Annotated in this window: 19 protein-coding genes and 2 pseudogenes; 17 read left to right on the top strand and 4 right to left on the bottom strand. The window is 69.0% G+C overall.

Annotated elements, in window-relative coordinates; translation table 11 throughout:
• Positions 1-14 precede the first annotated feature (14 nt).
• Positions 15-1,094, top strand: a pseudogene (locus ABZT06_RS42160) (IS256 family transposase); the annotation flags it as partial.
• 83 nt (positions 1,095-1,177) lie between these two features.
• On the opposite strand, the gene ABZT06_RS42155 reads toward ABZT06_RS42160, so the two are convergent.
• Together ABZT06_RS42155 and ABZT06_RS42150 are read right to left on the bottom strand one after the other, a co-directional pair.
• On the bottom strand, positions 1,178-3,133 hold the full coding sequence (locus ABZT06_RS42155) for an alpha-L-fucosidase (protein ID WP_355753273.1): 1,956 nt from the start codon (positions 3,131-3,133) through the stop codon (positions 1,178-1,180).
• Positions 3,134-3,236: 103 nt separating this feature from the next.
• Positions 3,237-5,468, bottom strand: coding sequence for an alpha-L-fucosidase (locus tag ABZT06_RS42150; RefSeq protein ID WP_355753271.1), 2,232 nt, complete (start codon positions 5,466-5,468; stop codon positions 3,237-3,239).
• Between the two features lie 452 nt (positions 5,469-5,920).
• Between ABZT06_RS42150 and ABZT06_RS42145 the strand changes: the two genes are divergently transcribed.
• The 12 genes from ABZT06_RS42145 (at position 5,921) to ABZT06_RS42090 (ending at position 17,680) form a co-directional block, all read left to right on the top strand.
• Positions 5,921-6,985: a sugar ABC transporter substrate-binding protein gene (locus ABZT06_RS42145; RefSeq protein WP_355753270.1), complete on the top strand. Its 1,065-nt coding sequence runs from the start codon at positions 5,921-5,923 to the stop codon at positions 6,983-6,985.
• A 47-nt stretch (positions 6,986-7,032) separates the two neighbouring features.
• Entirely contained in the window at positions 7,033-8,598 is a 1,566-nt protein-coding gene (locus tag ABZT06_RS42140; protein WP_355753268.1) for a sugar ABC transporter ATP-binding protein, read from the top strand.
• Positions 8,591-9,631, top strand: a complete 1,041-nt coding sequence (locus ABZT06_RS42135; protein ID WP_355753265.1) for an ABC transporter permease — start codon at positions 8,591-8,593, stop codon at positions 9,629-9,631. The genes ABZT06_RS42140 and ABZT06_RS42135 overlap by 8 nt, the downstream gene beginning before the upstream one ends.
• Positions 9,632-9,725: 94 nt before the next feature.
• Positions 9,726-11,051 (top strand): L-fuconate dehydratase, encoded by a 1,326-nt coding sequence (locus ABZT06_RS42130; protein ID WP_355753263.1) that lies wholly within the window; start codon positions 9,726-9,728, stop codon positions 11,049-11,051.
• Positions 11,044-11,943, top strand: a complete 900-nt coding sequence (locus tag ABZT06_RS42125) for an amidohydrolase family protein (protein WP_355753260.1) — start codon at positions 11,044-11,046, stop codon at positions 11,941-11,943. The genes ABZT06_RS42130 and ABZT06_RS42125 overlap by 8 nt, the downstream gene beginning before the upstream one ends.
• A complete protein-coding gene (locus ABZT06_RS42120) occupies positions 11,937-12,374 on the top strand; it encodes an RbsD/FucU domain-containing protein (protein ID WP_355753258.1) in 438 nt (145 codons plus the stop codon). The genes ABZT06_RS42125 and ABZT06_RS42120 overlap by 7 nt, the downstream gene beginning before the upstream one ends.
• Positions 12,371-13,414, top strand: coding sequence for an alcohol dehydrogenase catalytic domain-containing protein (locus ABZT06_RS42115; RefSeq protein ID WP_355753256.1), 1,044 nt, complete (start codon positions 12,371-12,373; stop codon positions 13,412-13,414). Before ABZT06_RS42120 ends, ABZT06_RS42115 begins: the two co-directional genes overlap by 4 nt.
• Positions 13,411-14,172 carry an SDR family oxidoreductase gene (locus ABZT06_RS42110; protein ID WP_355753254.1) on the top strand — a complete coding sequence of 254 codons (762 nt, stop codon included), beginning with the start codon at positions 13,411-13,413 and terminating at the stop codon, positions 14,170-14,172. The genes ABZT06_RS42115 and ABZT06_RS42110 overlap by 4 nt, the downstream gene beginning before the upstream one ends.
• The gene (gene eda / locus ABZT06_RS42105) at positions 14,169-14,801 is read left to right on the top strand and encodes a bifunctional 4-hydroxy-2-oxoglutarate aldolase/2-dehydro-3-deoxy-phosphogluconate aldolase (protein ID WP_355753252.1); all 633 of its coding nucleotides are present in this window, start codon (positions 14,169-14,171) and stop codon (positions 14,799-14,801) included. Before ABZT06_RS42110 ends, eda begins: the two co-directional genes overlap by 4 nt.
• Positions 14,798-15,892 carry a sugar kinase gene (locus tag ABZT06_RS42100; RefSeq protein ID WP_355753250.1) on the top strand — a complete coding sequence of 365 codons (1,095 nt, stop codon included), beginning with the start codon at positions 14,798-14,800 and terminating at the stop codon, positions 15,890-15,892. Before eda ends, ABZT06_RS42100 begins: the two co-directional genes overlap by 4 nt.
• A 7-nt stretch (positions 15,893-15,899) precedes the next feature.
• Positions 15,900-16,967: an aldo/keto reductase gene (locus tag ABZT06_RS42095; RefSeq protein WP_355753249.1), complete on the top strand. Its 1,068-nt coding sequence runs from the start codon at positions 15,900-15,902 to the stop codon at positions 16,965-16,967.
• Positions 16,958-17,680, top strand: a complete 723-nt coding sequence (locus ABZT06_RS42090; protein ID WP_355753246.1) for a FadR/GntR family transcriptional regulator — start codon at positions 16,958-16,960, stop codon at positions 17,678-17,680. The genes ABZT06_RS42095 and ABZT06_RS42090 overlap by 10 nt, the downstream gene beginning before the upstream one ends.
• Positions 17,681-17,832: 152 nt before the next feature.
• Here the strand turns inward: ABZT06_RS42090 and ABZT06_RS42085 are convergent.
• Positions 17,833-17,973 (bottom strand): annotated as a pseudogene (locus tag ABZT06_RS42085) (dTDP-4-dehydrorhamnose reductase); the annotation flags it as partial.
• A gap of 235 nt (positions 17,974-18,208) precedes the next feature.
• Between ABZT06_RS42085 and ABZT06_RS42080 the strand changes: the two are divergent.
• Genes ABZT06_RS42080 through ABZT06_RS42065 form a run of 4 tightly spaced genes read left to right on the top strand, consistent with a single transcriptional unit; the run spans position 18,209 to position 22,869 of the window.
• Positions 18,209-19,234, top strand: a complete 1,026-nt coding sequence (locus ABZT06_RS42080) for a tyrosine-type recombinase/integrase (protein ID WP_355753244.1) — start codon at positions 18,209-18,211, stop codon at positions 19,232-19,234.
• Complete coding sequence (locus ABZT06_RS42075) at positions 19,231-21,738, top strand: tyrosine-type recombinase/integrase (RefSeq protein ID WP_355753241.1); 2,508 nt, start codon at positions 19,231-19,233, stop codon at positions 21,736-21,738. Before ABZT06_RS42080 ends, ABZT06_RS42075 begins: the two co-directional genes overlap by 4 nt.
• Positions 21,728-22,324: a DUF6262 family protein gene (locus ABZT06_RS42070; RefSeq protein WP_355753238.1), complete on the top strand. Its 597-nt coding sequence runs from the start codon at positions 21,728-21,730 to the stop codon at positions 22,322-22,324. The genes ABZT06_RS42075 and ABZT06_RS42070 overlap by 11 nt, the downstream gene beginning before the upstream one ends.
• A gap of 35 nt (positions 22,325-22,359) precedes the next feature.
• Positions 22,360-22,869 carry a hypothetical protein gene (locus ABZT06_RS42065; protein WP_355753235.1) on the top strand — a complete coding sequence of 170 codons (510 nt, stop codon included), beginning with the start codon at positions 22,360-22,362 and terminating at the stop codon, positions 22,867-22,869.
• Between the two features lie 42 nt (positions 22,870-22,911).
• Here the strand turns inward: ABZT06_RS42065 and ABZT06_RS42060 are convergent, their stop codons facing one another.
• Positions 22,912-23,112, bottom strand: coding sequence for a hypothetical protein (locus tag ABZT06_RS42060; RefSeq protein WP_355753232.1), 201 nt, complete (start codon positions 23,110-23,112; stop codon positions 22,912-22,914).
• Positions 23,113-23,506 lie beyond the last annotated feature (394 nt).

The following is a 23,506-nucleotide window of genomic DNA, read 5'->3' as shown; positions in this document are numbered from 1 at the left end:
GAGTAAGGGGAGTGCAACGCCACGATGCTGTCGGCCGGGGCAGCGCCAACTCCCGCAACGGGAGCCGGGCCAAGACCGTGCTGATCGACGTCGGTCCGGTGGAAGTGAAGGTGCCCCGCGACACTGCCGGCAGCTTCGAGCCGCAGATCGTCAAGAAGCGACAGCGGCGCCTGACCTGCGTCGACGAGATGGTGCTCTCCTTGTCCGCGAAGGGCCTCACGCATGGGGAGATATCGGCCCATCTCGCCGAGGTCTACGGCGCTGAGGTGTCCAAGCAGACCGTCTCCACCATCACCGACCGAGTGATGGAGGGCATGGCGGAATGGCAGAACCGGCCGCTCGACCGCGTCTACCCGGTCCTGTTCGTGGACGCCATCAACGTCAGGATCAGGGACGGGAAGGTCGCGAACCGTCCCATCTACGTGGTGATGGCGGTGACGGTGGACGGCACCCGCGACATCCTCGGCATCTGGGCCGGTGACGGCGGCGAGGGCGCCAAGTACTGGCTGCATGTGTTCACCGAGCTGAAGAACCGCGGCCTGAACGACGTGCTCATGTTGGTCTGCGACGGGCTCAAGGGCCTTCCCGAGGCCGTGGAGACCGTCTGGCCTCGCACGATCGTCCAGACGTGCGTGGTTCACCTGCTGCGGAACTCGTTCCGTTACGCCGCCCGCCAGGACTGGGACAAGGTCGCAGGGGCCCTCAAACCCGTCTTCACCGCGCCCAGCGAGGACGCGGCGACGGAGCGGTTCCTGGAGTTCCAGGAGTCCTGGGGCCGGAAATATCCGGCGATGGTGAAGCTGTGGTCGGACGCCTGGGCCGAGTTCGTGCCCTTCCTCTCCTTCGACGTCGAGATCCGCAAGGTCATCCTCAGCACGAACGCGATCGAGAGCGTCAACGCCCGCATCCGCAGGTCCGTCCGCGCCCGCGGGCACTTCCCCCACGAGGCCGCCGCCCTCAAGTGCATCTACATGGCCCTGATGAGCCTGGACCCGACCGTGAAGGGCCGCAAGCGGTGGACCATGCGCTGGAAAGCACCCCTGAACGCGTTCCAGATCGCCTTCGAGGGACGTCTGACCCCGAGCAACGACTGACCACTCAACAACCAAGATCAGCCGTTGAATTGACACACCCTCAACAGCAGGCCGTTGAGGAAGAGCGGCGACGGAGGGCGGGGTCAAGAGGGGATGATCTGCCATTGCTGCCGCGTCAGTGACGCGTACGGCTGCTGCTCGATGTTGGCTCCGTCGGCGGTGCTGCCCTCGTCGACGGCGAGGCAGAGCCCGCTGTAGCGGTTGATGAGGAAGTAGTGGCCGTCACCGGTGGGCGTGACGGCCCAGTGCTGCTGGGGGACGTTGGAGTCCGACCAGATGGCCACGTTGCCGCCGTCCACCCGCGAGAGTCCGGCCACCTCCATCAGCTTGCCGCTGTTCACGTTCTTGATCTCGTAGTAGCCGTCGCCGGTGGAGGCGAAGGTCCACTTCTGCGCGGTGTTGTTCAGCCACGGCCACTGCTGGATGTTGGTGCCGTTGGCGGTGCCGAAGTTGAACACGTCGACGACCTTGCCGCTCTTGCGGTTGACGATGCGGTAGACCGTGCCGTCCCCCGTGAGGACCCTTGACACCAGAGCCGGCTTGGCGGTCCGGCCACCGATGTGGAGGCCGCCGATGTTGGCGTAGCCGCCAGTGGCAGCGTTGGCCTGGAGCCGTACGAAGCCCACGTTCCGGGCGGGCCATTCGGCCACCTTGGTGGCGCGGTCGCCGGCCCAGGTGCCGGTGGCGACCTGGGTGAAGTTCGTGCCGTCGGTGCTGGTGGAGATGGTGTAAGAGGTGATGTCGCCGTCGGTGGTGTCGCTGCGGTTCCACTGCTTGGGCAGGTACTCCAGGGTGGAGACGTTGCTCCACACCCCGCCCAGGTCGACCGTGATCGAGTGGGGCAGGGCCGGGGACAGGCCCCAAGTGGACCAGCAGGTCTCGTAGTTCCTGTCGCTCAGTCCGTCGATGGCGTTGAGGGGTCCCTCGCCGGTGTGGAATGCGGTCGCGTAGGCGCTGACCGGTGTGACGGGGTGCTCGGCGCGCAGTATCTGCGTCGGCAGTGGCGGGCGGGAGGTGTCGGGGTTCCAGGCCGCGCCGACTTCGGCGAGTCGGTTGACGATGTTGGTGTCGAGCCTGCCGTTCCGGTTGGGCGGGCAGTTCAGGATGAAGGAGGTGTACTTCGGTTCCAGGTCCGCCAGATGGGAGAGGATCGCGTCCTTGCTCATCAGGCTCTCGGTCGGCGTGGCCGGATGCCAGAACCAACCGTTGCTGATCGTCTGCCCCTGCGTGGCGGCGTAGGTGTTTCCGGCGGGCGCGCTGACGCCCAGCGGCTCCTCGAAATAGATCGCGTCACCGAGGAACGGCACTGACAGCGCACCGTGGTCGATCACGACGATGTCCGGCTGGAGCGACTTCACATGCTCGCGGATCCGCTGGTAGGAGACGGCCTGCTGGCCCATCTGCCACGCGTAGCCGTCGGTGATGAAGAGGTCGACAGTGCCGTAGTTGGTCAGCAGTTCGGTGATCTGGCCGAGGATGAAGGTCATGTCGCCGGGCTGGATGGCATCCGTGGTGTCGAGCCCGGACACCTTGTGCCGGCTCTCCCACGCCTCGACGCCGAAGGTGCGGTCCCATATCGAGTAGTAGAGTCCGACCTTCAGTCCCTTGGCCCGGAAAGCGTCGCAGTACGCCTTCACCACGTCCTGCTTCCAGGAGCTGTTGGCGACGTTCTGGGTGCCGTAGGCGCTCGGCCACAGGGCGAAGCCGTCGTGGTGCTTGGTCGTCAGGATGCCGTAGCTCATCTTGGCCGCCGCGGCGGCGTCCGCCCACTGGGCACAGTCCACGGCCGTGGGGGCGAACAGAGCGGGGTTCTGGTTCGGCGCCGCCCACTCCTCGTTGGTGAAGGTGCCGAGGTTGAAGTGGTTGAACATGCCGAACCGCATGTCGACGAGCTTGCTGAGGTTGGTCTGCAGGTCCGCGGCGGCCGCCTCAGGGAGCAGGCGGGAGAAGCCGGGGACCGCGGGCAGCGCGCTCGCGGCCACAGCGGCGCCCGCGGCGCTCAGCAGGGTACGACGGGACGGTCTTCTCTCTGATGACATGGGTGTACTCCCGGTCGGGTGGCTGTGATGTGTGGGGTGGTGAAGGCGGCGGGCAGGCCCGAAGGCGCGCCCGCCGCGGCCGTCGCTCAGGGCGGAGCGGGACTCACAGGGCGGTGAAGGTCCACTGCAGGTTGGTGCTGCTGCCGTAGGTCCACTGCTTGGTGATCGAGCCCGAGGTGACGTTGCCACCGCCGTCGAGGACCAGGCCGGTGGTGCGGTTGGCGATCGTGTAGCTGTTGCCGCCCCGGGAGGTGATCTTCCACTGCTGGTTGGGGCCGCCGTTCCAGGGCGCCTGCTGGGCCGGGGAGCCGTCGGCGGTGTTGCCCCAGCCGTCGGCGACCATGCCGTTGGTGCGGTTGACCAGCTTGTAGTAGCCGCCGCCCACGTCGACCGCCTGCCACTGGAGGTTGGTGCTGGAGTCCCAGCTCCACTGCTTGAGGTTGGATCCGGAGGCGACGTTGCCGCCGCTGTCCAGGGCGAGACCGTCGGTGACGTTGGTGATCCGTAAGTACCTCGACGGGTTGAACTGGACCCTGAGCGAGGTGATCTGGTCGTTGTTGCCGGTGACCCTGAGGTCGGGGTTGTCGGCGGTGAAGGTCCAGGCGGTGCCGGTGAAGTTGTCACCGGAGTAGCCGATCACCTGGTAACCGGCGGCGGGGCGCAGGCTGGAGATGGTGCGGGTGCCCAGTCCGGCAGCGCTCAGGTCGGCCGCGGTGTAGTCGCCGACCGGCAACGGGGCCGAGCCGCCCGTGTAGTTGACGTCCGTGAAGGCGGCGGCGCCGACGAGCGGCAGCATGCCGGGGATGGTGCCGGAGAAGGCCAGCTTCAGGACGTAGGCACCCGCGCTGTACGGCGCCGAGGACGGCAGGGTGACCGTGAGGCCGGAGGAAGTCTGCGTGGGTGTGGGCAGGTCGATGTAGGTGCCGGCGGTGGAGCCGAGCAGCTTCACCGAGGTCAGCGAGGAGAGGTTGATGCGGTCCGAGCTGAGCGTCTTGATCGTGACCGAGCTGCCGGGCCAGCCCAGGACTGTGGCGTACAGGACGTTGCCCGCCTTGTTGCGGGTGAAGCGGATGTCCTGCGCGGTGCCGGCCGTCGGAGTGGTGAAGGCGCCGCCGCCCATCTTCGTCGGGCCTTCGCCGTACACGGTCCAGGCGCGGGTCGAGTACACCGACTCGCCGAAGCGCTTCAGGTAGTCGCCCATGCCGAGAAGGATGTCCTTCTGCGCCTGGGGGATGGTGCCGTCGGCCATCGGCGCGATGTTCAGCAGGACGTTGCCGTTCTTGCTGACCCGGTCGAGGAACGAGTGCAGCATCTGCTGGCTGCTGTAGTAGCCGATGCCCTGCGTGTAGCACCAGCTGGAGCTGGAGATGCTGTCGTCGGTCAGCCAGTACGGGCTGGTGAGGTCGCCCGGCCCGCCGCGCTCGTAGTCGAAGACCTCGCCCTTGCCGTTGAAGCCGTCCTTGTAGGTGGCGACGACCTCACGGCCCCAGGCGTTGGCCTGGTTGTAGTAGTAGGACAGGAAGTTCAGGCGCTGCGTCTCGTCGACCGCGTCCAGTTTGAAGTCCTGCCACAGGATGTCCGGTTGCGCGAGGTCGATGACTTCCTTGAGCTTGTCGTACCAGAGCTGGTTCTCCGCGGCCGCACCGAGCTGGCCGTAGAGCTTCTTGAGGGTGGGGTCGGTCTGGGCGGGGGCGAACTCGTAGAAGCCGTTGTAGTGGTAAGCGTGGTGCATGGCGACCAGCAGCTTGAGGCCCTTGCCCCGGATCGCCGTGGTGAACAGCTGCAGCAGGTTGAGCTTCGGGCCCTTGGCGACCGAGTTCCACTCGTTGACCTGGCTGTTCCACATGGAGAAGCCGTCGTGGTGCTCGGCGACCGGCCCCGCGAACCTCGCGCCCGCGTCGACGAACAGCTGCGCCCACTCGTTGGGGTCGAAGTTCCCGCCGGCCGACTTCAGCTTGGGGGCGAACTGCACGAAGTTGCCCGCCAGGTCCTTCGCCCCGTTGATGAAGTTGTGGTACGGCCATGCCGAGGGCTGGCCGTAGGTCGCGATGTGGTGCTGGTTGACGCTGTCGCCCGCCTGATACATGGTCCGCGGATACCACTCGTTGCCGAAGGCGGGAACGCTGAAGACGCCCCAGTGGAAGTAGATCCCGAACTTCGCGTCCTGGAACCACTCCGGAGCCGGCGGGTGCTGATCGACCGAGTTCCAGTCGGGCGTGTAGGTGCTCGGTGCCGCCTGGGCGACGCCGGCGCCCAGGCCACCCCCGGCTATGGCTGCCGCCGCCACACAGGTGGCGGCGGACAGGAACTGGCGTCTGTTGAGCGAACGCGACATGAGGGCATCCCTGAGGTAGGGGCAAGGGGGACGGGGGGAGACGCGCGACACCGACGGTTCTGGAGCGTCGGAGGTTACGCATGAAGTTCGACCATGTGACGCACGGATGTCAACGGGTGTGCAGGGATGAAAACCCGCATCCCCATGGGGTTTTGCCCACATAGGAGCGATATCCAGGCATTGGGACAGCGCCAAACATGGCATGTCTAGGGACCCGACAAAGGATGCGCCACCACACGGGCAGCCCACAGGCAAGCGGTCAGCCCATCACGAGTGCGCATCATTGATGGGATGGATCTACTACACAGGAAGGCCATCTCCAGCACTTTTGCCGCACCCACTAGACAGCCTCACTTCCCCCGCTCTATAAACATCCCATCTCTCCGCCGACGACACACAGCCGTCGCATCGGCGTAACAACCCCGCTCCGGGACCAGCGCGAGGAAGTACCCATGAGACTCAGAACCGCACTCGGCTCCACCGCCGCCGTCGCCTGCGCACTGACCCTGCTCAGCGCCTGCAGCAGCGGCTCCGGCACCACCGCCTCGTCGAGCGGCAAGCCGCTCGTGGGCGTCGACTACCCGCGGTCCGACACCGACTTCTGGAACTCGTACATCAAGTACACGCCCCAGTCGGCCAAGGAGCTGGGGCTGGACCTGAAGACCACGAACTCCCAGAACGACGTCGCCAAGCTCACCGCCAACGCGCAGACGTTCATCAGCCAGGGCGTCAAGGGCATCGCGATGGCCCCGCAGGACACCGCCGCCATCGCGCCGACGCTGGCGCAGCTGGAGGCGAAGAAGATCCCGGTCGTCACCGTCGACACCCGGCCCGACAGCGGCAAGGTGTTCATGGTGGTGCGGGCCGACAACCGCGCCTACGGCGAGAAGGCCTGCCAGTACCTCGGCACGAAGCTCGGCGGCAAGGGCAAGGTCGTGATGCTGGAGGGCGGCCTCGACTCCATCAACGGCCGTGACCGCACCGAGGCGTTCAACGACTGCATGAAGAAGAACTACCCCGGCATCAAGGTGTTCGGCGAGGCCACCAACTGGGACGGGGCGGTCGCCGCACAGAAGCTCCAGACCGACCTGACCGCCAACCCGGACATCAAGGGCGTCTACATGGAGTCCAGCTTCGCGCTGGCCGGCACGCTCCAGGTCCTCAAGCAGAAGGGCCTGCTGGTCGACCCGAAGGACAAGAAGCACGTCTTCATCGTCTCCAACGACGGCATCCCCGAGGAGCTCAAGGACATCGCCGCCGGCCACATCGACGCCACCGTCTCCCAGCCCGCGGACCTGTACGCCAAGTACGCCCTGTACTACCTCAAGGCCGCGATCGACGGAAAGACGTTCAAGCCCGGCAAGACCGACCACGACAGCACCATCATCCAGGTCCGCGACGGCCTGCTGGAGGACCAGCTCTCCGCACCGCTCGTGACCGCCGACGGCGGCACCTACGGCGGCGCGCCCAGCGTCAAGAGCGACGACACCTCCCTGTGGGGCAACAACCTCGGCTGACCGGCCCTCTCAGGCATCCAACGGCTCACCACTACAAGGCGGTTGAAATGAGAGACGGGGAGCGAGCAGTCACCCCCGCACCCGCCCCGGCGGACGACGGACGGGCCCCCGCGACCCCGCCCGTCGTCGAGGCGACGGGCATAGTCAAACGATTCGGTCCGACCGTGGCTCTGAACGGCGCCCGGATCACCATCCGGCCAGGCGAGACCCACGCGCTCGTCGGCCGCAACGGAGCCGGCAAGTCGACCCTGGTCTCCGTCCTGACGGGCCTGCACGCCCCCGACGAGGGAACGGTCACCTTCGGCGGCGGCCCCGCCCCCCGGCTCAGCGACCGCGACGCCTGGCGACAGCGCGTGGCCTGCGTCTACCAGAAGTCGACGATCATCCCCACGCTGACCGTGGCCGAGAACCTCTTCCTGAACCGCCACCACCACGGCCCCAACCGGCTGATCAGCTGGACCGGCGTACGCCGCCGGGCCCAGGAGCTGCTGTCGACCTGGTCGGTGGACGTCGACCCGCAGTCCCCGGCCGGCGAACTCAGCGTCGAGCAGCGGCAGTTCGTCGAGATCGCCCGGGCGCTGTCCTTCGGGGCCCGGTTCATCATCCTCGACGAGCCCACCGCACAGCTCGACGCGGCCGCGATCAACCGTCTCTTCGACCGCATCCGCGACCTGCAACGCCAGGGCGTGACCTTCCTGTTCATCAGTCACCACCTCCAGGAGGTCTACGAGATCTGCGACATGGTGACGGTGTTCCGCGACGCCCGGCACATCGTCACCGCCCCCGTCGCGGACCTTCCCCGCACGGAGCTGGTCGCCGCCATGACCGGCGAGGCGGCGGCCGACCGGCAGCAGGTGCGCTCGAGCACCCTCGACCCCACCGCGGCCCCCGCGCTGTCCGTGCGGGATCTGGGCAGGGACGGCACGTACGAAGACGTCACCTTCCAGGTGGGCGCCGGCGAGGTCGTCGGCCTCGCCGGCGCCGCCGCCAGCGGACGCACCGAGGTCGCCGAGACCGTCGTAGGGCTGTGGGCGGTCGCCACCGGCGAGGTGGAGATCGCCGGGCGGCGGCCCCGTCCGGGCAGCGTGCCCGCCGCGCTCGCCGCCGGCGTCGGGTTCGTCCCCCAGGACCGGCACCACCAGGGCTTCGTCCCCGACATGTCGATCGCCGACAACGCCACCCTGTCCGTGCCCCACCGGCTCGGCAGGAACGGCCTCCTCAGCCGTGACCGGCGCGACCGGCTCGCCGACAACATGATCGAGAAGCTGGCGATCAAGACGCCGGGCCCCGATCTGCCCGTCTCCTCCCTGTCCGGAGGCAATCAGCAGAAGGTCGTCATGGCCCGCGCCCTGGCCGACGATCCGCGGCTGCTGGTCCTGATCAACCCGACCGCGGGCGTGGACGTGCGCTCCAAGGAATTCCTCCTCGGCAAGGTCGAGGAGACCGCCCGGACCGGCACCGGAGTGCTCATCGCCTCCGACGAACTCGACGACCTGCGCATGTGCGACCGGATCCTGGTGATGTTCCAGGGCCGGGTCACGACAGAGATAGCCCGCGGCTGGCACGACCACGACCTCGTGGCCGCGATGGAAGGAGTGGACCTCAATGCCTGAAACCGTCCTCGCGGACACAGCCGCCAAGGCCGCGGAACCGAAGCAGAGGCGCACCGCGCTGCTCGGCGGCCGGATCCCCCTGGCCCGGCTGCGCGACCTCGCCCTCGTCCCCGCGATCGTCGTCATCGCGATCGTCGGCCAGATCGTCAACCCGGTCTTCCTGCAGACGGACAACCTCATCAACGTCCTGCAGACGATGTCCGAGATGGCCCTGCTGGTCCTCGCCCAGACGATGATCCTGATCGTCAAGAAGATGGACCTGTCGCTGGAGTCCACCATGGGCCTCGCGCCCGGTGTCGCGGCCTGGCTGGTCGTGCCGGCCGGCGCCGGACACGGACTCGGCCTGCTCTCCGGCGCCTGGGCGATCCCCGTCACCCTGGCCGTGGGCGTGCTGGTCGGCGTGATCAACTCACTGCTGATCATCCGCTTCGGCCTCAACGGCTTCATCGTCACCCTCGGCATGCTGATCGTGCTGCGCGGCATCCTCACCGGTATCTCCGGCGGCCAGACGTTCTTCCAGCTGCCGCAGTCGATGCTCTACCCCGGCACCGCGCAGTGGCTCGGAATGCCCGCCTCCATCTGGATCTGCCTGGCCCTTTTCGCGATCGCGATCGTGGTGCTCGGCTGGACCAGCTTCGGCCGCTCGCTGTACGCCATCGGCGGCAACGTCGACGCGGCGAAGGCGGCCGGCATCCGCACCGACCGGGTGCTGTGGATCGTCATCGTCACCGGCAGCGTGCTCGCCGCAGTTGCCGGACTGCTGCTCTCCGGACGGCTGGCCTCCGTCGCCTCCGCGCAGGGCAACGGCTACATCTTCACCGTGTTCGCCGCCGCCGTCATCGGCGGGATCAGCCTCAACGGCGGCAAGGGCACCATGTTCGGCGCGTTCTGCGGCATCCTGCTGCTCTTCATGATCCAGAACGTGCTCACGCTCGGCGGCGTCCCCGCCCAGTGGATCGGCGCCCTCAACGGCCTGATCATCCTGGTCGCCCTCGCCATCTCCCGGATCACCGGCGGCAAGGTCCAGGACTGACGCGGGCGGCCGTCGCCGGCCGCCCGTCCCGCGCCGCGTTCACCGCTCGTCGCAAGGGGCCCGATTCCCCCTTGCCCTCACAGGAGTTGCCGCCATGTCCTCCACCCTGCCCTCATCCGCCCGCATCACCGCCCTGGACGTCCTGGACGTGCGGTTCCCCACCTCCGAACACCTCGACGGCTCGGACGCCATGAACCCGGAGCCCGACTACTCCGCCGCCTACGTCGTCCTGCGCACCGACGCCGGCGACGGACTGGAGGGCCACGCCCTCGCCTTCACCACCGGCCGCGGCAACGATGTCCAGGCCGCCGCCATCGCGGCCCTCGCCCCGCACGTGGTGGGCCTGTCCGTCGAGGAGGTCTGCGCCGACCTCGGGGCCTTCTCCCGCTCCCTCGTGCACGACCCCCAACTGCGCTGGCTCGGCCCGGAGAAGGGCGCCATCCACATGGCCACCGGCGCCGTCGTCAACGCCGCCTGGGACCTGGCCGCCAAGCGCGCGGGCCTGCCCGTGTGGCGCTTCCTCGGCGAGATGTCGCCCGAGGACCTGGTCGCGCAGGTCGACTTCCGCTGGCTCAGCGACGCCCTCACCCCCGAGGAGGCGCTGGAGATCCTGCGCCGTGCCGAGCCCGGCCGCCAGGAGCGCGTCGCCCGTCTGCTGGAGCGCGGCTACCCCGCCTACACCACCACCCCCGGCTGGCTCGGCTACTCCGACGAGAAGCTGGCCCGCCTCGCCCGCGAGGCCGTCGCCGACGGCTTCACCCAGATCAAGCTGAAGGTCGGCGCGGACCTGGAGGACGACGTACGGCGCATGCGCACCGCCCGTGAGACGGTCGGGCCGGACATCCGCATCGCCGTCGACGCCAACCAGAGATGGGACGTCCAGCCCGCCATCGACTGGATGCGCGCCCTGGCCCCCTACGACCCGTACTGGATCGAGGAGCCCACCTCCCCCGACGACATCCTGGGCCACGCCGCCGTCCGTAAGGCCGTCAGCCCGATCAAGGTCGCCACCGGGGAGCACATCGCCAACCGGGTCGTCTTCAAGCAGCTCCTGCAGGCCGGCGCGGTGGACATCGTGCAGATCGACTCCGCCCGGGTCGGCGGCGTCAACGAGAACATCGCGATCCTGCTGCTCGCCGCGAAGTTCGGCGTGCCGGTCTGCCCGCACGCCGGAGGAGTGGGCCTGTGCGAGATGGTCCAGCACCTGTCGATGTTCGACTACGTCGCCGTCTCCGGCACCACCGAGGACCGCGTCATCGAGTACGTCGACCACCTGCACGAGCACTTCGTCGACCCGGTCCGCATCGCCGACGGCCACTACCTCGCGCCGGTCCTGCCGGGGCTGAGCGCGCAGATGCACCCCGAGTCCCTCAAGGAGTACACCTACCCCGACGGCCCCGTGTGGACGGCCCGTGTCTGACGCCCAGATCCTCGTCGACGCCCACCACCACGTGTGGGACCTGGACATCCGGCCGCAGTCCTGGCTCGACGAGCCCGGACACGAGCCCCTGCGCCGCAGCTTCGGCACCGACGACCTGCGCACGGCCGCGACCACGCCGATCGCGGGACGGCGGCTGGAGTGCACGGTGCTCGTCCAGTGCGTGGCGTCGGTGGGGGAGACCCGCGAGTTCCTCGCCCTCGCCGACGGCGACCCGCTCCTCGGCGCGGTCGTCGGCTGGGCGGACCTCACGTCCCCGGCGATCGGCGACATCCTCGACGCGCTGCGCGCCGGGCCCGGCGGCACGTACCTGCGGGCCGTACGTCACCTCGTCCAGGGCGAGTCCGACGCCACCTGGCTCCAACGGCCTTCGGTGGAGCGGGGACTGCGGGCGGTGGCCGAACGGGGCCTCGGGTACGACCTGCTGATCCGCGACCAGCAGTTCCCCCAGGCGATCCGCCTGGCCGAACGCCTCCCCGGCCTTCCCCTGGTCCTCGACCACGCCGGCAAACCGCCCATCGTCCGACGTGACCTGAGCGACTGGGAGCGGGGCGTGCGACGGCTGGCCGCGCACCCCCAGGTGCGGTGCAAGGTGTCGGGACTGATCACCGAGGCCGACTACCAGAAGTGGACCGTCGACGACATCCGGCCGGTGTGGGAGGTCCTGCTGACCTCGTTCGGCCCGGACCGGCTGATGTTCGGCTCGGATTGGCCGGTCTGCGTCCTGGCCGGCGGCTGGAACCGCTGGGCCGCCACCGTGGAGGAACTCCTGGACGGCTGCTCCGCCGCCGAGACCGAGGCGGTCCTCGCCGGCACCGCCACCACGTTCTACGGCCTCGACCCCGCTCGAAGGAAGGAGCGCACCGCATGCTGATGACCGAACTCCTGCACCCGGGCATCCTCGAAGCCCTGGCGGGCGCGGGGCACGGCGCCCGGGTCCTGCTCGCCGACGGCCACTATCCGGCGAGCACCGCCACCGGGCCGCGCGCCAGGACCGTCCATCTCAACCTGGCGCCGGGTCTGCTGGACGTCACCACCGTGCTCGACGTCCTGCTGCGGGCTCTGCCCGTCGAGTCGGCGCACGTGATGGTGCCGCCCGAGGGCGAGCCGGAGCCGCCGGCCATCGCCGAGTACCGCTCGATGCTGGCGCCCGTCCCCGTGGAGACGTTCGGCCGCTTCGAGTTCTACGACGCGGCCCGCTCGCCCGACCTTGCCCTCGTCGTCGTCACAGCCGACATCCGCACCTACGCCAACCTGCTGCTCACGATCGGCGTCCGCGCCGAAGGGACCCTGAGGACACCATGACACGCGCAGTGCGCTATCTCGCCGCCCGCACCCTGGACACCGCGCCCGCCGAGAACCCGCCCCCCGGCCCGGGCCAGGTGGAGATCGCCCCTGCCTATGTCGGTATCTGCGGCACCGATCTGCACATCTTCCACGGCGACATGGATGCCCGGGTCGCCGCGCCCGCCGTCCTCGGCCACGAGATGTCCGGCCGTGTCATACGTGTGGGTCAGGGTGTGGAGGGCTGGTCGCCCGGTGACGCGGTCACCGTGATGCCGCTGCGCTGGGACGACACCTGCCCGGCCTGCCGTGCCGGCCACCAGCACATCTGCCAGCACCTCGATTTCATCGGCATCGACTCACCCGGTGCGATGCAGCAGCGCTGGACCGTGCCCGCCACGACCCTCGTACGGCTGCCCGGCTCCCTCCCGCTCGACCACGCGGCCCTCGTGGAGCCCACCGCGGTCGCGGTGCACGACGTCGGCCGGGCCCAGGTCCGCGCGGGCGAGAAGGCCGTCGTGGTCGGCGGCGGTCCCGTCGGCATCCTCATCGCCCTGGTCGCCCGTGCCGCCGGAGCCGAGGTCCGGGTCGTGGAGCTGAGCCCTCACCGGCGGCGCCTCGCCGAGAAGTTGGGGCTGACGACCTGGGATCCGGCCGCCGACGACCTGCCCGAGCTGGTGGGTGAGTGGACCGGTGACGCCGGTGCGGACGTGGCCTTCGAGGTCTCCGGCGCGCAAGGCGGGGTGGACACGGCGGTCGACGTGCTGGGGGTGCGCGGGCGGCTGTGCCTCGTGGCCATCCACCCCCGGCCCCGCGAGGTGAACCTGCACCGCTTCTTCTGGCGCGAACTCACCCTCGTGGGCGCCCGGTTGTACGACCGCACCGACTTCGAGCGGGCGGTGACCCTGGTGGCCGACGGCACCGTTCCGGCCGAGCAGCTGATCAGCAAGGTCGTCCCCATGGCTCAGGCGCCCGACGCGTTCGAGGCCCTGGAGGGCGGCGGCGACGTGATGAAGATCCTCGTGGACTGCACCGACGACTCCCCGGGAGCCGACCAGTGAACGCCTTCGACCTGACCGGCAGGCTCGCCGTCGTCACCGGGGCCCGGCGCGGCATCGGCCGCGCCATGGCCCGCGCCCTCGCCGAGGCCGGCGCGGACGTCATCGGCGTCAGCGCCCAGCTGGAGGACACCGGCAGCGACGTGGAGAAGGACGTCCTGGCCGCGGGCCGCACCTTCGAGGCGATCCGCACCGACTTCGCCGACCCCGAAGCCGTCCGCGCCCTGGGCGCCGACCTGGCGGGACGGGAGCGCCCGGTGGACATCCTCGTCAACAACGCGGGCACCATCCGCCGCGCCCCGGCCGCCGAACACATAGACGCGGACTGGGAGTTGGTGCTCCAGGTCAACCTCAACGCGCAGTTCGCCCTGTCCCGCGCGGTGGGCGCGTCGATGGTGGCCCGCGGCCACGGAAAGATCGTCTTCACGGCGTCGCTGCTCAGCTTCCAGGGCGGCATCACCGTCCCCGGCTACACCGCCGCCAAGCACGGCATCGCCGGACTGACCAAGGCCCTGGCCAACGAGTGGGCCCCGCACGGCGTCAACGTCAACGCCATCGCGCCGGGCTACATCGCCACCGACAACACCCAGGCCCTCCAGGACGACCCAGTACGCAGCAAGGCCATCCTGGACCGCATCCCGGCCGCCCGCTGGGGCAGCGCCGACGACCTCGCGGGCGCCACCGTGTTCCTCGCCTCGGACGCCGCCGCCTACGTCCACGGCGTCGTCCTGCCCGTCGACGGCGGATGGCTCGGCCGATGAGTGACACCGACCTGGCCGCCGTGCTCGACGGCGCCCGCGTGCTGCCGGTGCTGACCGTGCCGTCCGCGGCGATGGCCGGCCCGCTGGCCGACGCGCTCGCGGCGGGCGGCGCCCGGTGCGCCGAGGTCACCTTCCGCACCCCCGACGCCGAGCAGGTGCTCAAGACGATGGCCGCCCACGGAGGGCTGACCGTCGGCGCCGGTACGGTCCTCACGCCCGAGCAGGTGGACCGTGCCGTGGCGGCCGGTGCCCGCTTCGTCGTCTCGCCCGGCTTTGACGAGGACGTCGTCGCCAAGTGTCGTGAGCTGGGCGTGCCCGTGGTGCCCGGCATCGCCTCCGCGACCGAGCTGATGCGCGCCCTGCGGTCCGGCCTCGACACCGTCAAGCTCTTCCCCGCCGAAGCCCTCGGCGGCATCCCGATGCTGCGCGCCCTCGCGGCCCCCTTCCCCCAGGCACGGTTCGTGCCGACGGGTGGCATCGACGCTCCGCGCCTGCCCGCCTACCTCGCCGTCCCGGCGGTCCTCGCCGTCGGCGGCAGCTGGATGGCCACCCCCGCCCATCTGGAGCGCGGCGAGTACGGCGAGATCCGGCGGCTGACCGCCGAGGCCGTGCACGGGAGCGCGACGTGAGCGACGTGGTGGCCCTCGGCGAGGTGATGCTCCGCTTCGACCCGGGCGAGGGCAGGATCCGCACCGCCCGCACCTTCCAGGTCTGGGAAGGCGGCGGTGAGTACAACGTCGTCCGCGGACTGCGGCGCTGCTTCGGCCTGCGTACGGCCGTCGTGACCGCCCTCGCCGACAACCAGGTGGGGCGGCTGGTCGAGGACCTGATCCTCCAGGGCGGCGTCGACACCTCCCTCATCCGCTGGGTGCCCGACGACGGCATCGGCCGTACCGCCCGCAACGGCCTCAACTTCGTCGAGCGCGGCTACGGCATCCGGGGCGCGGTGGGCGTCAGCGACCGCGCGAACACCGCCGTCTCGCAGCTGCGCAAGGGGGACGTCGACTGGGACGCGGTCTTCTCCGTGGGGCCGCGCTGGTTCCACACCGGCGGCGTCTTCGCCGGTCTGTCGGACACTACCGTGGACGTGGCGGACGAGGCCATGGCGGCCGCTCGACGGCACGGTGTCAGGGTCTCCTACGACCCCAACTACCGCCCCAGTCTGTGGGCCGGCAGGGGCGGCGCCGACGCCGCCCGCGAGGTCGACCTGCGGCTCGCCCGCCACGCCGACGTCGTGGTGGGCGCCCTGGGGCTGGCAGGGCCGTACCCGGGGGCGGTACGCGTCGCGGCGGACGAGGTGCCCGACGCCCTCGTCGAAGTGGCCGCGCTCCTGCCCCAGGCCGAGGTGCTCGCGACGACCCTGCGGGACGTGCCCTCGGCCGGCGTCAACGACTGGTCCTCGGCCGCCTGGTCGCCCCGTACCGGCTTCGTCCGCGGCCCGGAACTGCCCGGTCTGCACGTCCTGGACCGCATCGGCTCGGGCGACGGCTTCGCGGCCGGCCTGATCTACGCCCTGCTGACCCTCGGCGGTGACGCGGCCGGACCGGCGGGCCGTGCCGTACCCATGGCGGACCTCGACACCGCCGGACTGAGCCGTGCTCTTGCCTACGGCACCGCGCACGGCGCCCTCACCATGACCACCCCCGGCGATGTGTCCATGGCCTCGCTCGCCGAGGTCGAGGCACTCATGGCAGGCGGCTCGGCCGCCGTCAGAAGGTGACAGACCCATGAGCGCTCACGCTGTCGCCGCTTCCCAAGGAGCTCAGTTGACACCGCACAACATCGGGCGCCGGAAGGTCGCGAGCACCCCTGTCGAACTCACCGGACTCGGCTTCGGGGCCTCCGTCATCGGCAACCTCTACAGAGTCACCCCGGCCCACGACGCGCAGGCCGCACTCGATGCGGCCTGGGAAGCGGGCATCCGGTACTTCGACACGGCACCGCACTACGGGCTCGGTCTCTCCGAGCGCCGTCTGGGGGCGGCGCTGGCGGGCAGGCCACGTGACGCGTACGTCGTCTCCTCCAAGGTCGGCCGCCTGCTCGTGCCCAACGAGCACCCGCGCGGCACCGACACCGAGGGCTTCGTGGTGCGCGACGACCTGCGCCGGCAGTGGGACTTCAGCCGGGACGGGGTGCTGCGCTCCATCGAGGACACCCTGGAGCGCACCGGCCTGGACCGCCTGGACGTCGTCTACCTGCACGATCCGGACGACCACTGGAGGCAGGCGGCGGAGGAGGCCATGCCGGCCCTGGCGGAGCTCCGGGACCAGGGAGTGATCGGTGCGATCGGCGCCGGCATGAACCAGTCGGCCATGCTCGCCCGTTTCCTGCGCGAGACCGCGGCCGACGTGGTGATGCTGGCCGGCCGGTACACCCTCCTCGACCAGTCGGCACTGGACGACGTCCTGCCCGCCGCCGAGGAACTCGGCAAGAGCGTGGTGGCCGTCGGCGTGTTCAACTCGGGGCTGCTCTCCCGCGACCACCCCACCGAGGGCATGAAGTACGACTACCAGGAGGCCCCGCCGGAGCTGCTCGACCGCGCTCGGGCGATCGCCGACGTCTGCGCGGCGCACGGCACCACTCTGCCCGCCGCCGCCATCGCCTTCCCCTACACCCACCGAAGTATCATCAACGTCACCCTCGGGATGCGAAATCCGCAGCAGGTCGTACGGAACGTAGAACTCCACAGCCGGTACGTTCCCGACGGGCTCTGGGACGATCTCCGCGCCCGGGGACTCATCAGGTCGGACGTGCCCGCGGCGCACGGGCACGGAAGGAGCGCGCGGTGTCTCTGACGGACAAGGCCATAGTGCAGATCCGGGAGCTGATCCGCAGCGGAGCGCTGCCGCCCGGCTCGAAGCTCCCGCCGGAGCCGGAGCTGGCCGCTCAGCTGGGCCTCTCCCGCAACCTCGCCCGGGAGGCCGTGAAGGCGTTGGCCGTCGCCCGGGTCCTGGAGGTCCGGCGGGGCGACGGCACCTACGTGACCAGCCTGCAGCCGAGCCTGCTCCTGGAGGGGCTCGGCGGTGCGGTGGAACTGCTGCAGGGCGACTCCGCCGCATTGCAGGACCTCATGGAGGTACGGCGGCTGCTGGAACCGGTCGCCACCGCGCTGGCCGCCACCCGGATCTCCGACGAGCAGCTGGCCGAGGTCGAGCAGCACCTGAACGCCATGCGCGAAGCCCAAGACGACGTGGAACGGCTCAACGCTCACGACGCCGCGTTCCACCGCGCCGTCGTCTCGGCCACCGGCAACGAAACGCTCCTCACGCTCCTGGAAAGCATCTCCGGGCGCACCCTGCGCGCCCGCATCTGGCGCGGCCTGGTCGACACCCAGGCCTCCGGCCGGACCCTCGCCGAACACGAGGCGATCTTCCGGGCCCTGTCCGTCCGCGACGCCTCCCTCAGCCAGGCCGCCGCCCTGCTGCACGTCAGCAACACCGAGCTGTGGCTCAAGGACCACCTGCGTTCGGGAGAGGCCCTTCCGTGGGGCGTGACCACAGGGCTCTGACCGGCCCTTCCCGAGATCGATCTTCCGTCTGGCAGAAGCCGCCTTGGGGAGCCACCGCCGGCGTCAGGAACCTGTTCCCCACCACGGCACGCGGGGCGACGACGCCCCGCCGACAGGGACAAGAACCCCATGCCTCACACGACCGCCTTGTCGCCGGTGATCAGCGACGTGCGGGCGACTACAGCTTCCGGGGGCATGGCGAGGATCCCCGTCTCCGCCGCCGCCTTCGCCGCTCCGTAGGGGGTGATGGGGTCAGGCAGGCACGATTCGTCGTAGTGAACCCGGGCCCCGGTTATCTGCGGTCCTGATTTGGCCCTCGTTGTGTGAGGCACATGGGCTCATCAGTCCGTGTGACTGTGAGATATCTGCTGGTTGTGAGGCACGTCTTGACGGTCAGTCATCGGTGTCATGAAGTTCCGTGCTGCATGCGCTGAGTCCCCAGTCGACGGGCGCCCGCTGTGGGTCGTGGTCGATGAGTCGTACCGGCTTCACCATGAGTCCTGCCTGTTCCTGGCTTCGTTGCGGGACATGGGTCGGTCGTTCAACACCGAGAAGGCGTACGGCATCCGTTCCGCTCTGCTGCTGACCTGGTGCTCCGAACGTGGCCTCGACTGGAAGTCGATCACGCTGCTCGACCTGGCCCGGTTCCTGCGTTGGCTGGTGGACGAGCCGCTACCTCCACGCAGCCCGCGGTTGTCGTCCCCGCCGCGCTTCCGGATGGAGAAGTCCGCGAACGCGGTGATGACCGGGGTCTGCGAGTTCTTGCGGTTCTGCTCGCGCAATGAGTGGGTGGACGCGGAGCTTGTGGGTCGGCTGTCGGAACCGAAGTACCTGAGCTGGCTTCCGCCGGGCAAGGATGCGGGCGAGGACGGCCAGTTCCGCACCGTGAGGACGAAGATCCTCAAGCTGCCTGAGCCGTCCGAAGAGGCCGTGGAGTATCTGCCTCCGGAGGAGGCTGACCAGTTGTTCCAGGTCGCGACGCGGGCTCGCGACCGGTTCCTGATCGCCCTGCTCGGCTGCACGGGAGAGCGGATCAGCGAGGCACTGGGACTACGCCGTCAGGACATGCACCTGCTCAGCGACTCACGGATGCTCGGATGCCGGGTGGAAGGCCCACACATTCACGTCCGGCGGCGGGCGAACAACGCCAACGGAGCCCTGGCCAAGTCCCGCTTCGCCCGGGTCATCCCGGTGACCGAGGACCTCGCCGGGCTCTATGCGGACTACCAGCTCGAACGGGACGAGGTCCCCGAGGCGACCGACTGCGACATGGTCTTCGTGAACCTCTTCCACGCCCCGCTCGGGCGACCGATGCGCTATGGCACGGCGAAGGAGCTCTTCGACCGGCTGGCGAAGAAGACCCAGCTCACCGCCCGTCCGCACATGCTGCGGCACGGGGCGGCCACGGCCTGGGTCCGCGCCGGCGTCGACGAGGACGTGGTCCAGGACCTGATGGGGCACGTCTCCCGGTCCTCGCTGACTCCCTACCTGCACGCCAGTGACGCGGACAAGCGGGCGGCAGTCGAGCTGGTGGCAGCAGGGAGGCGCTCGTGACCAGTCCCGCCCCGATCACAGCGGAGCCGCACTCCGACGTCGTTCCCCTCGACCTGACGGCCTGGACGAGCTGGCTGCAGGACCAGGTCGATCCTCTCTGGCGGCCGGGCGAGTGGTCCCAGCAGGCATGGTTCTTCGACGGCGACGTGGACAACCCGCGCACCTCGGCCTCGAAGTGCGCCACCACCTCGTGCTGGACGGTAATGCCCTCCCGCAACCTGCTCTGCCGACACTGCCTGGATGCTCACAGGATCAGCACGCTGAGCCGGGAAGAGTTCGTCGCCACCTACCAGCGGCACCGACGGATCCGCACGAAATGGGGGTCCGAGCGCGAGCCATGCGCTCTGGAAGGTCCCTCCGGCAGATGCGAACGGCCGGCCTACAGCGGCAAGATCTGCCGCACCCACTACTCGCGTTGGCGCCGGCGCCCGGATCCGGAAACCACAGTCGAGGAATGGCTGGCTGTCACCACTGCGGAGCCGCTGGAAGCAAGGCCGACCTGCATCGTCCGGGGCTGCTTCAACCAGCGAGTGGTCGCGGGACTCTGCGGCACGCACGTCCAGCGGTGGGACCGTGACAAGAGGGCGGGCGCGACCCGCGACCCCGAGCAATGGGCCCGGCAAGCGGCCACACGTCTGCTCACCCACCAGTTCACCCTGCGGGACCTGGAGGAGCCTGTCCGCTGGGAGCTTCTCTACGCTCTGCAGCAACGGGATGCCCGAGGCGGCATCATCGAGCCGATGGCCACCCGCCATCTGACCCGTCGGCTGGAGGGCGTCCCGAGCCTGCTGACGGTGGACGTCGCGGCCTTCATCGAAGGGATCTACCAGCACCACAACCTCGCGGCCTTGATCCGGGAGACCGTTCGAGGTTTGCGCCGAGCCTCTCTGTCGTTCCGCGGCCTGACGCCCACCGATGCCGACACGTGGGACCTGGGCTGGATGAATCTGCGGTCCACGGCGCTGGGCGGGCGCCGCAGCCGCCCGGGGCAGGTCGACGCTTCCGCCATCCGTCAGCCGTGGCTCCGAGAGGTGATCAAGACATGGGCGACCACGGTCAGCTTGGACAGTGGCAAGTTCAAGCAGGTGTTCGCTGCTTGCCTCGTCGCTTCCGATGCACTGCATGCCCGGCCCGGCGGGGGCCACGACTACACGAAGCTGCGGTTCGCCGACATGCAGGCGGTCTTCACCGCGATGAGCCGCATCCGACGCACCACCGATGACGAACTCGCCAGCCGAAACCATCGCCAGCAGTCGTTCGGCTACTTCATGGAGATCGTCGACTTCGGTCGCAAGACGGACATGCTGACCGGCATGCCCGGCAGCTTCGACCGGGACAAGACACTGGTCCTGCCGCCCGAGGAGACGAGCGAGGACGCCGCCGGCCGGGCCGTCCCTGAGCCCGTCATCGCCCAGCTCGATGCCCACCTTGCCCTGATGGGAGCCGGCTTCAGCTACGGCGAGATGGAGCCGGCCGACGTCGAGCTGATGATGCAGACGGCCTACTTGGTCCTGCGTGATACCGGCCGCCGTCCCGTCGAGGTCGCCAGCCTGCGGCTCGAGTGCGTGGAGACCCACGGAGTCGAAGACACCCTGATCTGGGACAACGTCAAGAAGCGCCGCTACGGCCGCAAGCTGCCGATCACCCGCGAGACCGCCACGGTGATCAGGACCTGGCAGTCCCGTCGACGTCAGCTGGAGGTTCCCTCCCGCAGCCGGAAGTACCTGTTCCCGTCGATCACCGGCCGCAGCGGGATCGCGCACATGGGGTCCAACCTGGCCAACGCGATGCGGGACTGGGTCGCGGCCATCCTGGTGCTGCTGAGCGACGAACTGGACGAGCACGGCAACAGGCTGCCGTTCGACCGCTCGCTGATCTTCCTCTACGCGTTCCGGCACGCCTACGCCCAGCGTTACGCCGACGCCGGCGTCCCCGTTGACGTGCTCAAAGAGCTCATGGACCACCGGTCGATCGTCACCACGATGTCGTACTACCAGGTGTCCCTGAAGCGGAAACGCGAAGCGATCACGACCATGCGGCAGCACACCATCGACCGTTCCGGACGGCCGGCACCGTTCACCAGCACCGCCGACTACGAGGCGCAGTCGGTCGCCGTCCCGTTCGGCAACTGTCGCGAGCCCAGCAACGTCAAGGCGGGCGGCAAAGCCTGCGCGATCCGCTTCCAGTGCGCCGGCTGCGGCTTCTATCGCCCCGACCCGTCCTACCTGCCCGCGATCGAAGAGCACGTCAACGACCTGCGGGCCGACCGCGAGACTGCCAAGGCCATGGACGCCGACGACTTCGTCGTCCGCAACCTCACCGACCAGATCACCGCCTTCACGACCGTCGCCGACACCATGCGTGACCGGCTCAGCAAGCTCCCCCAGGACGAGCGCGAGGAGATCGAGGAGGCCAGCGCGGTCCTGCGGAAGGTCCGCGCGACCCGGGACCACAAGCTGCTGCCGCTGACCGTGATCCGCAAGGAGGCCCCGGATGCCTGCTGAGACGTCCGAGAAGTCCTCCAGGACACCCGCAGACATCCTCAAAGCCGCACGTCAACGGGACAGTGCCGACAAACGCGGACGCGTCCTCAAGGCAGTCCAGGACATGCTCCGCGACAACCGGCGCATCACCTTCGCTGCGGTTGCTCGCGAGGCCAGCGTCTCCAGCTGGCTCGTCTATGCCCCCGGCCTGCGCGAACGCGTCGACCAGGCACGAGCTCGCCAAGCCGCGCAGGGCCACCAGGACCAGCAGAGCGGACGGAAAGTCTCCACTGCCAGCGAGCACACTGACCTACTCCTCGCCCGACAAGAGATCAAACGGCTCAGAGCCGAGAACGGTCAGTTGCAGCAACAAGCTCGCGTTCACCTTGGGCAGCAGGTTGAGCAACTCGGCAACCACGACCTGGTCGACCGCATCAACGAACTCACCGAGGAGAACCTCCGACTGTCCATGGCGGAACGGCAGGCAACCACTCAGAACACAGGGCTTCAGCAGCGAGTCGCCGAGCTTGAGGACGACCTGGCAGCTGCCCGCACAAGCCTTCGTCGCATGATCCGCAACGAGAATCGGTTGCCACCAGAGCGCTGAATCCCGCCGATCATCGGCTCTGGAATCATTCGCTCATGGAATTCGAACTCACGCCGCCCACCGGTCTCGGCGCCCTGGTCATCGGCATGCCCCGCGAGGCGGCAGACCAAGCGCTCGCCTCGTTCCGCGATCCCTCAGCGATCTCGGAATCAGACCAATTGGGCAGGTTCGTCTTCCGGCCAAGCGGCCTGCTGGTCAGCATTCACTGCTCGCGCGGCAAGCTCGAAGCAATCGAGCTGGGCCGACCCGCCAGCGGCCGGGACATCGTCCGGTTCCGCGGCATCGATGTCTTCGGTCTGCCCGCTGCCGAGGTGGTCACCCAGCTGCGAGGGCTCGCCACGATCACCGAGGCCGAGGACGACCCGGCCTCCTTCATCGCACCAGACCTTCTTCTCAGCTTCTGGCGCCCCTTCGAAGCGGACGACGAACCCGACGAAGAACAGGGCTACTACTTCAGCTCGGTCCTCCTGGCTCGCCCCGGCTACTACGACACACCCGCTGAAGCTGCTGCCAGACTCCGCGCAGCTGGAGACCAGGAGCCATGACCTGACGGAGCTCGGCTGGCGACGATCCAGCGTTGCAGCACATCAGAGTGGAAGGGCCTCATCAACCATGGTCTTCAACTCTGCGGGCAGATCAGGTGAGTCCCGCCAGTTCTGGGCGATCAGCAAGAGCGCGACCCATGCGCCACGCGCCTCAGCGTTCGGCTGCCCGGAGAAAGCCGCGTCCAGCACCTGCCTGGCAAGACCGTCGACAACCTCATACAGGGCATCGGAGACCTTGCTCACGTCATCCAGAGGCGAGCCCGCAGCATGAGACGGTGCACCGTCGAGCCGGATGGTGACTGAGGCAGCCGAGTACGTCCTTCCATGGAGGAAGTCACGAAGGCTGCCAACTTGATGACGAGACGGCAGAAGCGGCTGATCAGGACTCTGAGACACCCCGTCACCCTATTTGAAGCGGGACCGTGGCTAACGTCCCTCACACAGCAGCGAAGCCCTGAGCTGCAACGACGCCACACCAACCCGAGATAACACCGGAGAACACGGCATCACTGGAAACGTGGACGAGGCGGACACCTTGTCTTAGACGCCATCCGCTTTCCGAACGTGATCGTTTGGTTCGGGGTGGGTGGGCATGAACTCCGGCTGGCGGCGGGAGAGATGGGCGTGGTTCGTCCGT

The organism is Streptomyces sp. NPDC005483, assembly GCF_040606035.1.
Taxonomy (GTDB): Bacteria; Actinomycetota; Actinomycetes; order Streptomycetales; family Streptomycetaceae; genus Streptomyces.
This window is presented reverse-complemented; position numbering and strand designations above follow the sequence as displayed.

Coding starts and splice junctions, on each gene's coding strand:
- ABZT06_RS42155 (WP_355753273.1), bottom strand. CDS start 3,133: ATGTCATCAGAGAGAAGACCGTCCCGTCGTACCCTGCTGAGCGCCGCG.
- ABZT06_RS42150 (WP_355753271.1), bottom strand. CDS start 5,468: ATGTCGCGTTCGCTCAACAGACGCCAGTTCCTGTCCGCCGCCACCTGT.
- ABZT06_RS42145 (WP_355753270.1), top strand. CDS start 5,921: ATGAGACTCAGAACCGCACTCGGCTCCACCGCCGCCGTCGCCTGCGCA.
- ABZT06_RS42140 (WP_355753268.1), top strand. CDS start 7,033: ATGAGAGACGGGGAGCGAGCAGTCACCCCCGCACCCGCCCCGGCGGAC.
- ABZT06_RS42135 (WP_355753265.1), top strand. CDS start 8,591: ATGCCTGAAACCGTCCTCGCGGACACAGCCGCCAAGGCCGCGGAACCG.
- ABZT06_RS42130 (WP_355753263.1), top strand. CDS start 9,726: ATGTCCTCCACCCTGCCCTCATCCGCCCGCATCACCGCCCTGGACGTC.
- ABZT06_RS42120 (WP_355753258.1), top strand. CDS start 11,937: ATGCTGATGACCGAACTCCTGCACCCGGGCATCCTCGAAGCCCTGGCG.
- ABZT06_RS42115 (WP_355753256.1), top strand. CDS start 12,371: ATGACACGCGCAGTGCGCTATCTCGCCGCCCGCACCCTGGACACCGCG.
- eda (WP_355753252.1), top strand. CDS start 14,169: ATGAGTGACACCGACCTGGCCGCCGTGCTCGACGGCGCCCGCGTGCTG.
- ABZT06_RS42095 (WP_355753249.1), top strand. CDS start 15,900: ATGAGCGCTCACGCTGTCGCCGCTTCCCAAGGAGCTCAGTTGACACCG.
- ABZT06_RS42080 (WP_355753244.1), top strand. CDS start 18,209: ATGGGTCGGTCGTTCAACACCGAGAAGGCGTACGGCATCCGTTCCGCT.
- ABZT06_RS42070 (WP_355753238.1), top strand. CDS start 21,728: ATGCCTGCTGAGACGTCCGAGAAGTCCTCCAGGACACCCGCAGACATC.
- ABZT06_RS42065 (WP_355753235.1), top strand. CDS start 22,360: ATGGAATTCGAACTCACGCCGCCCACCGGTCTCGGCGCCCTGGTCATC.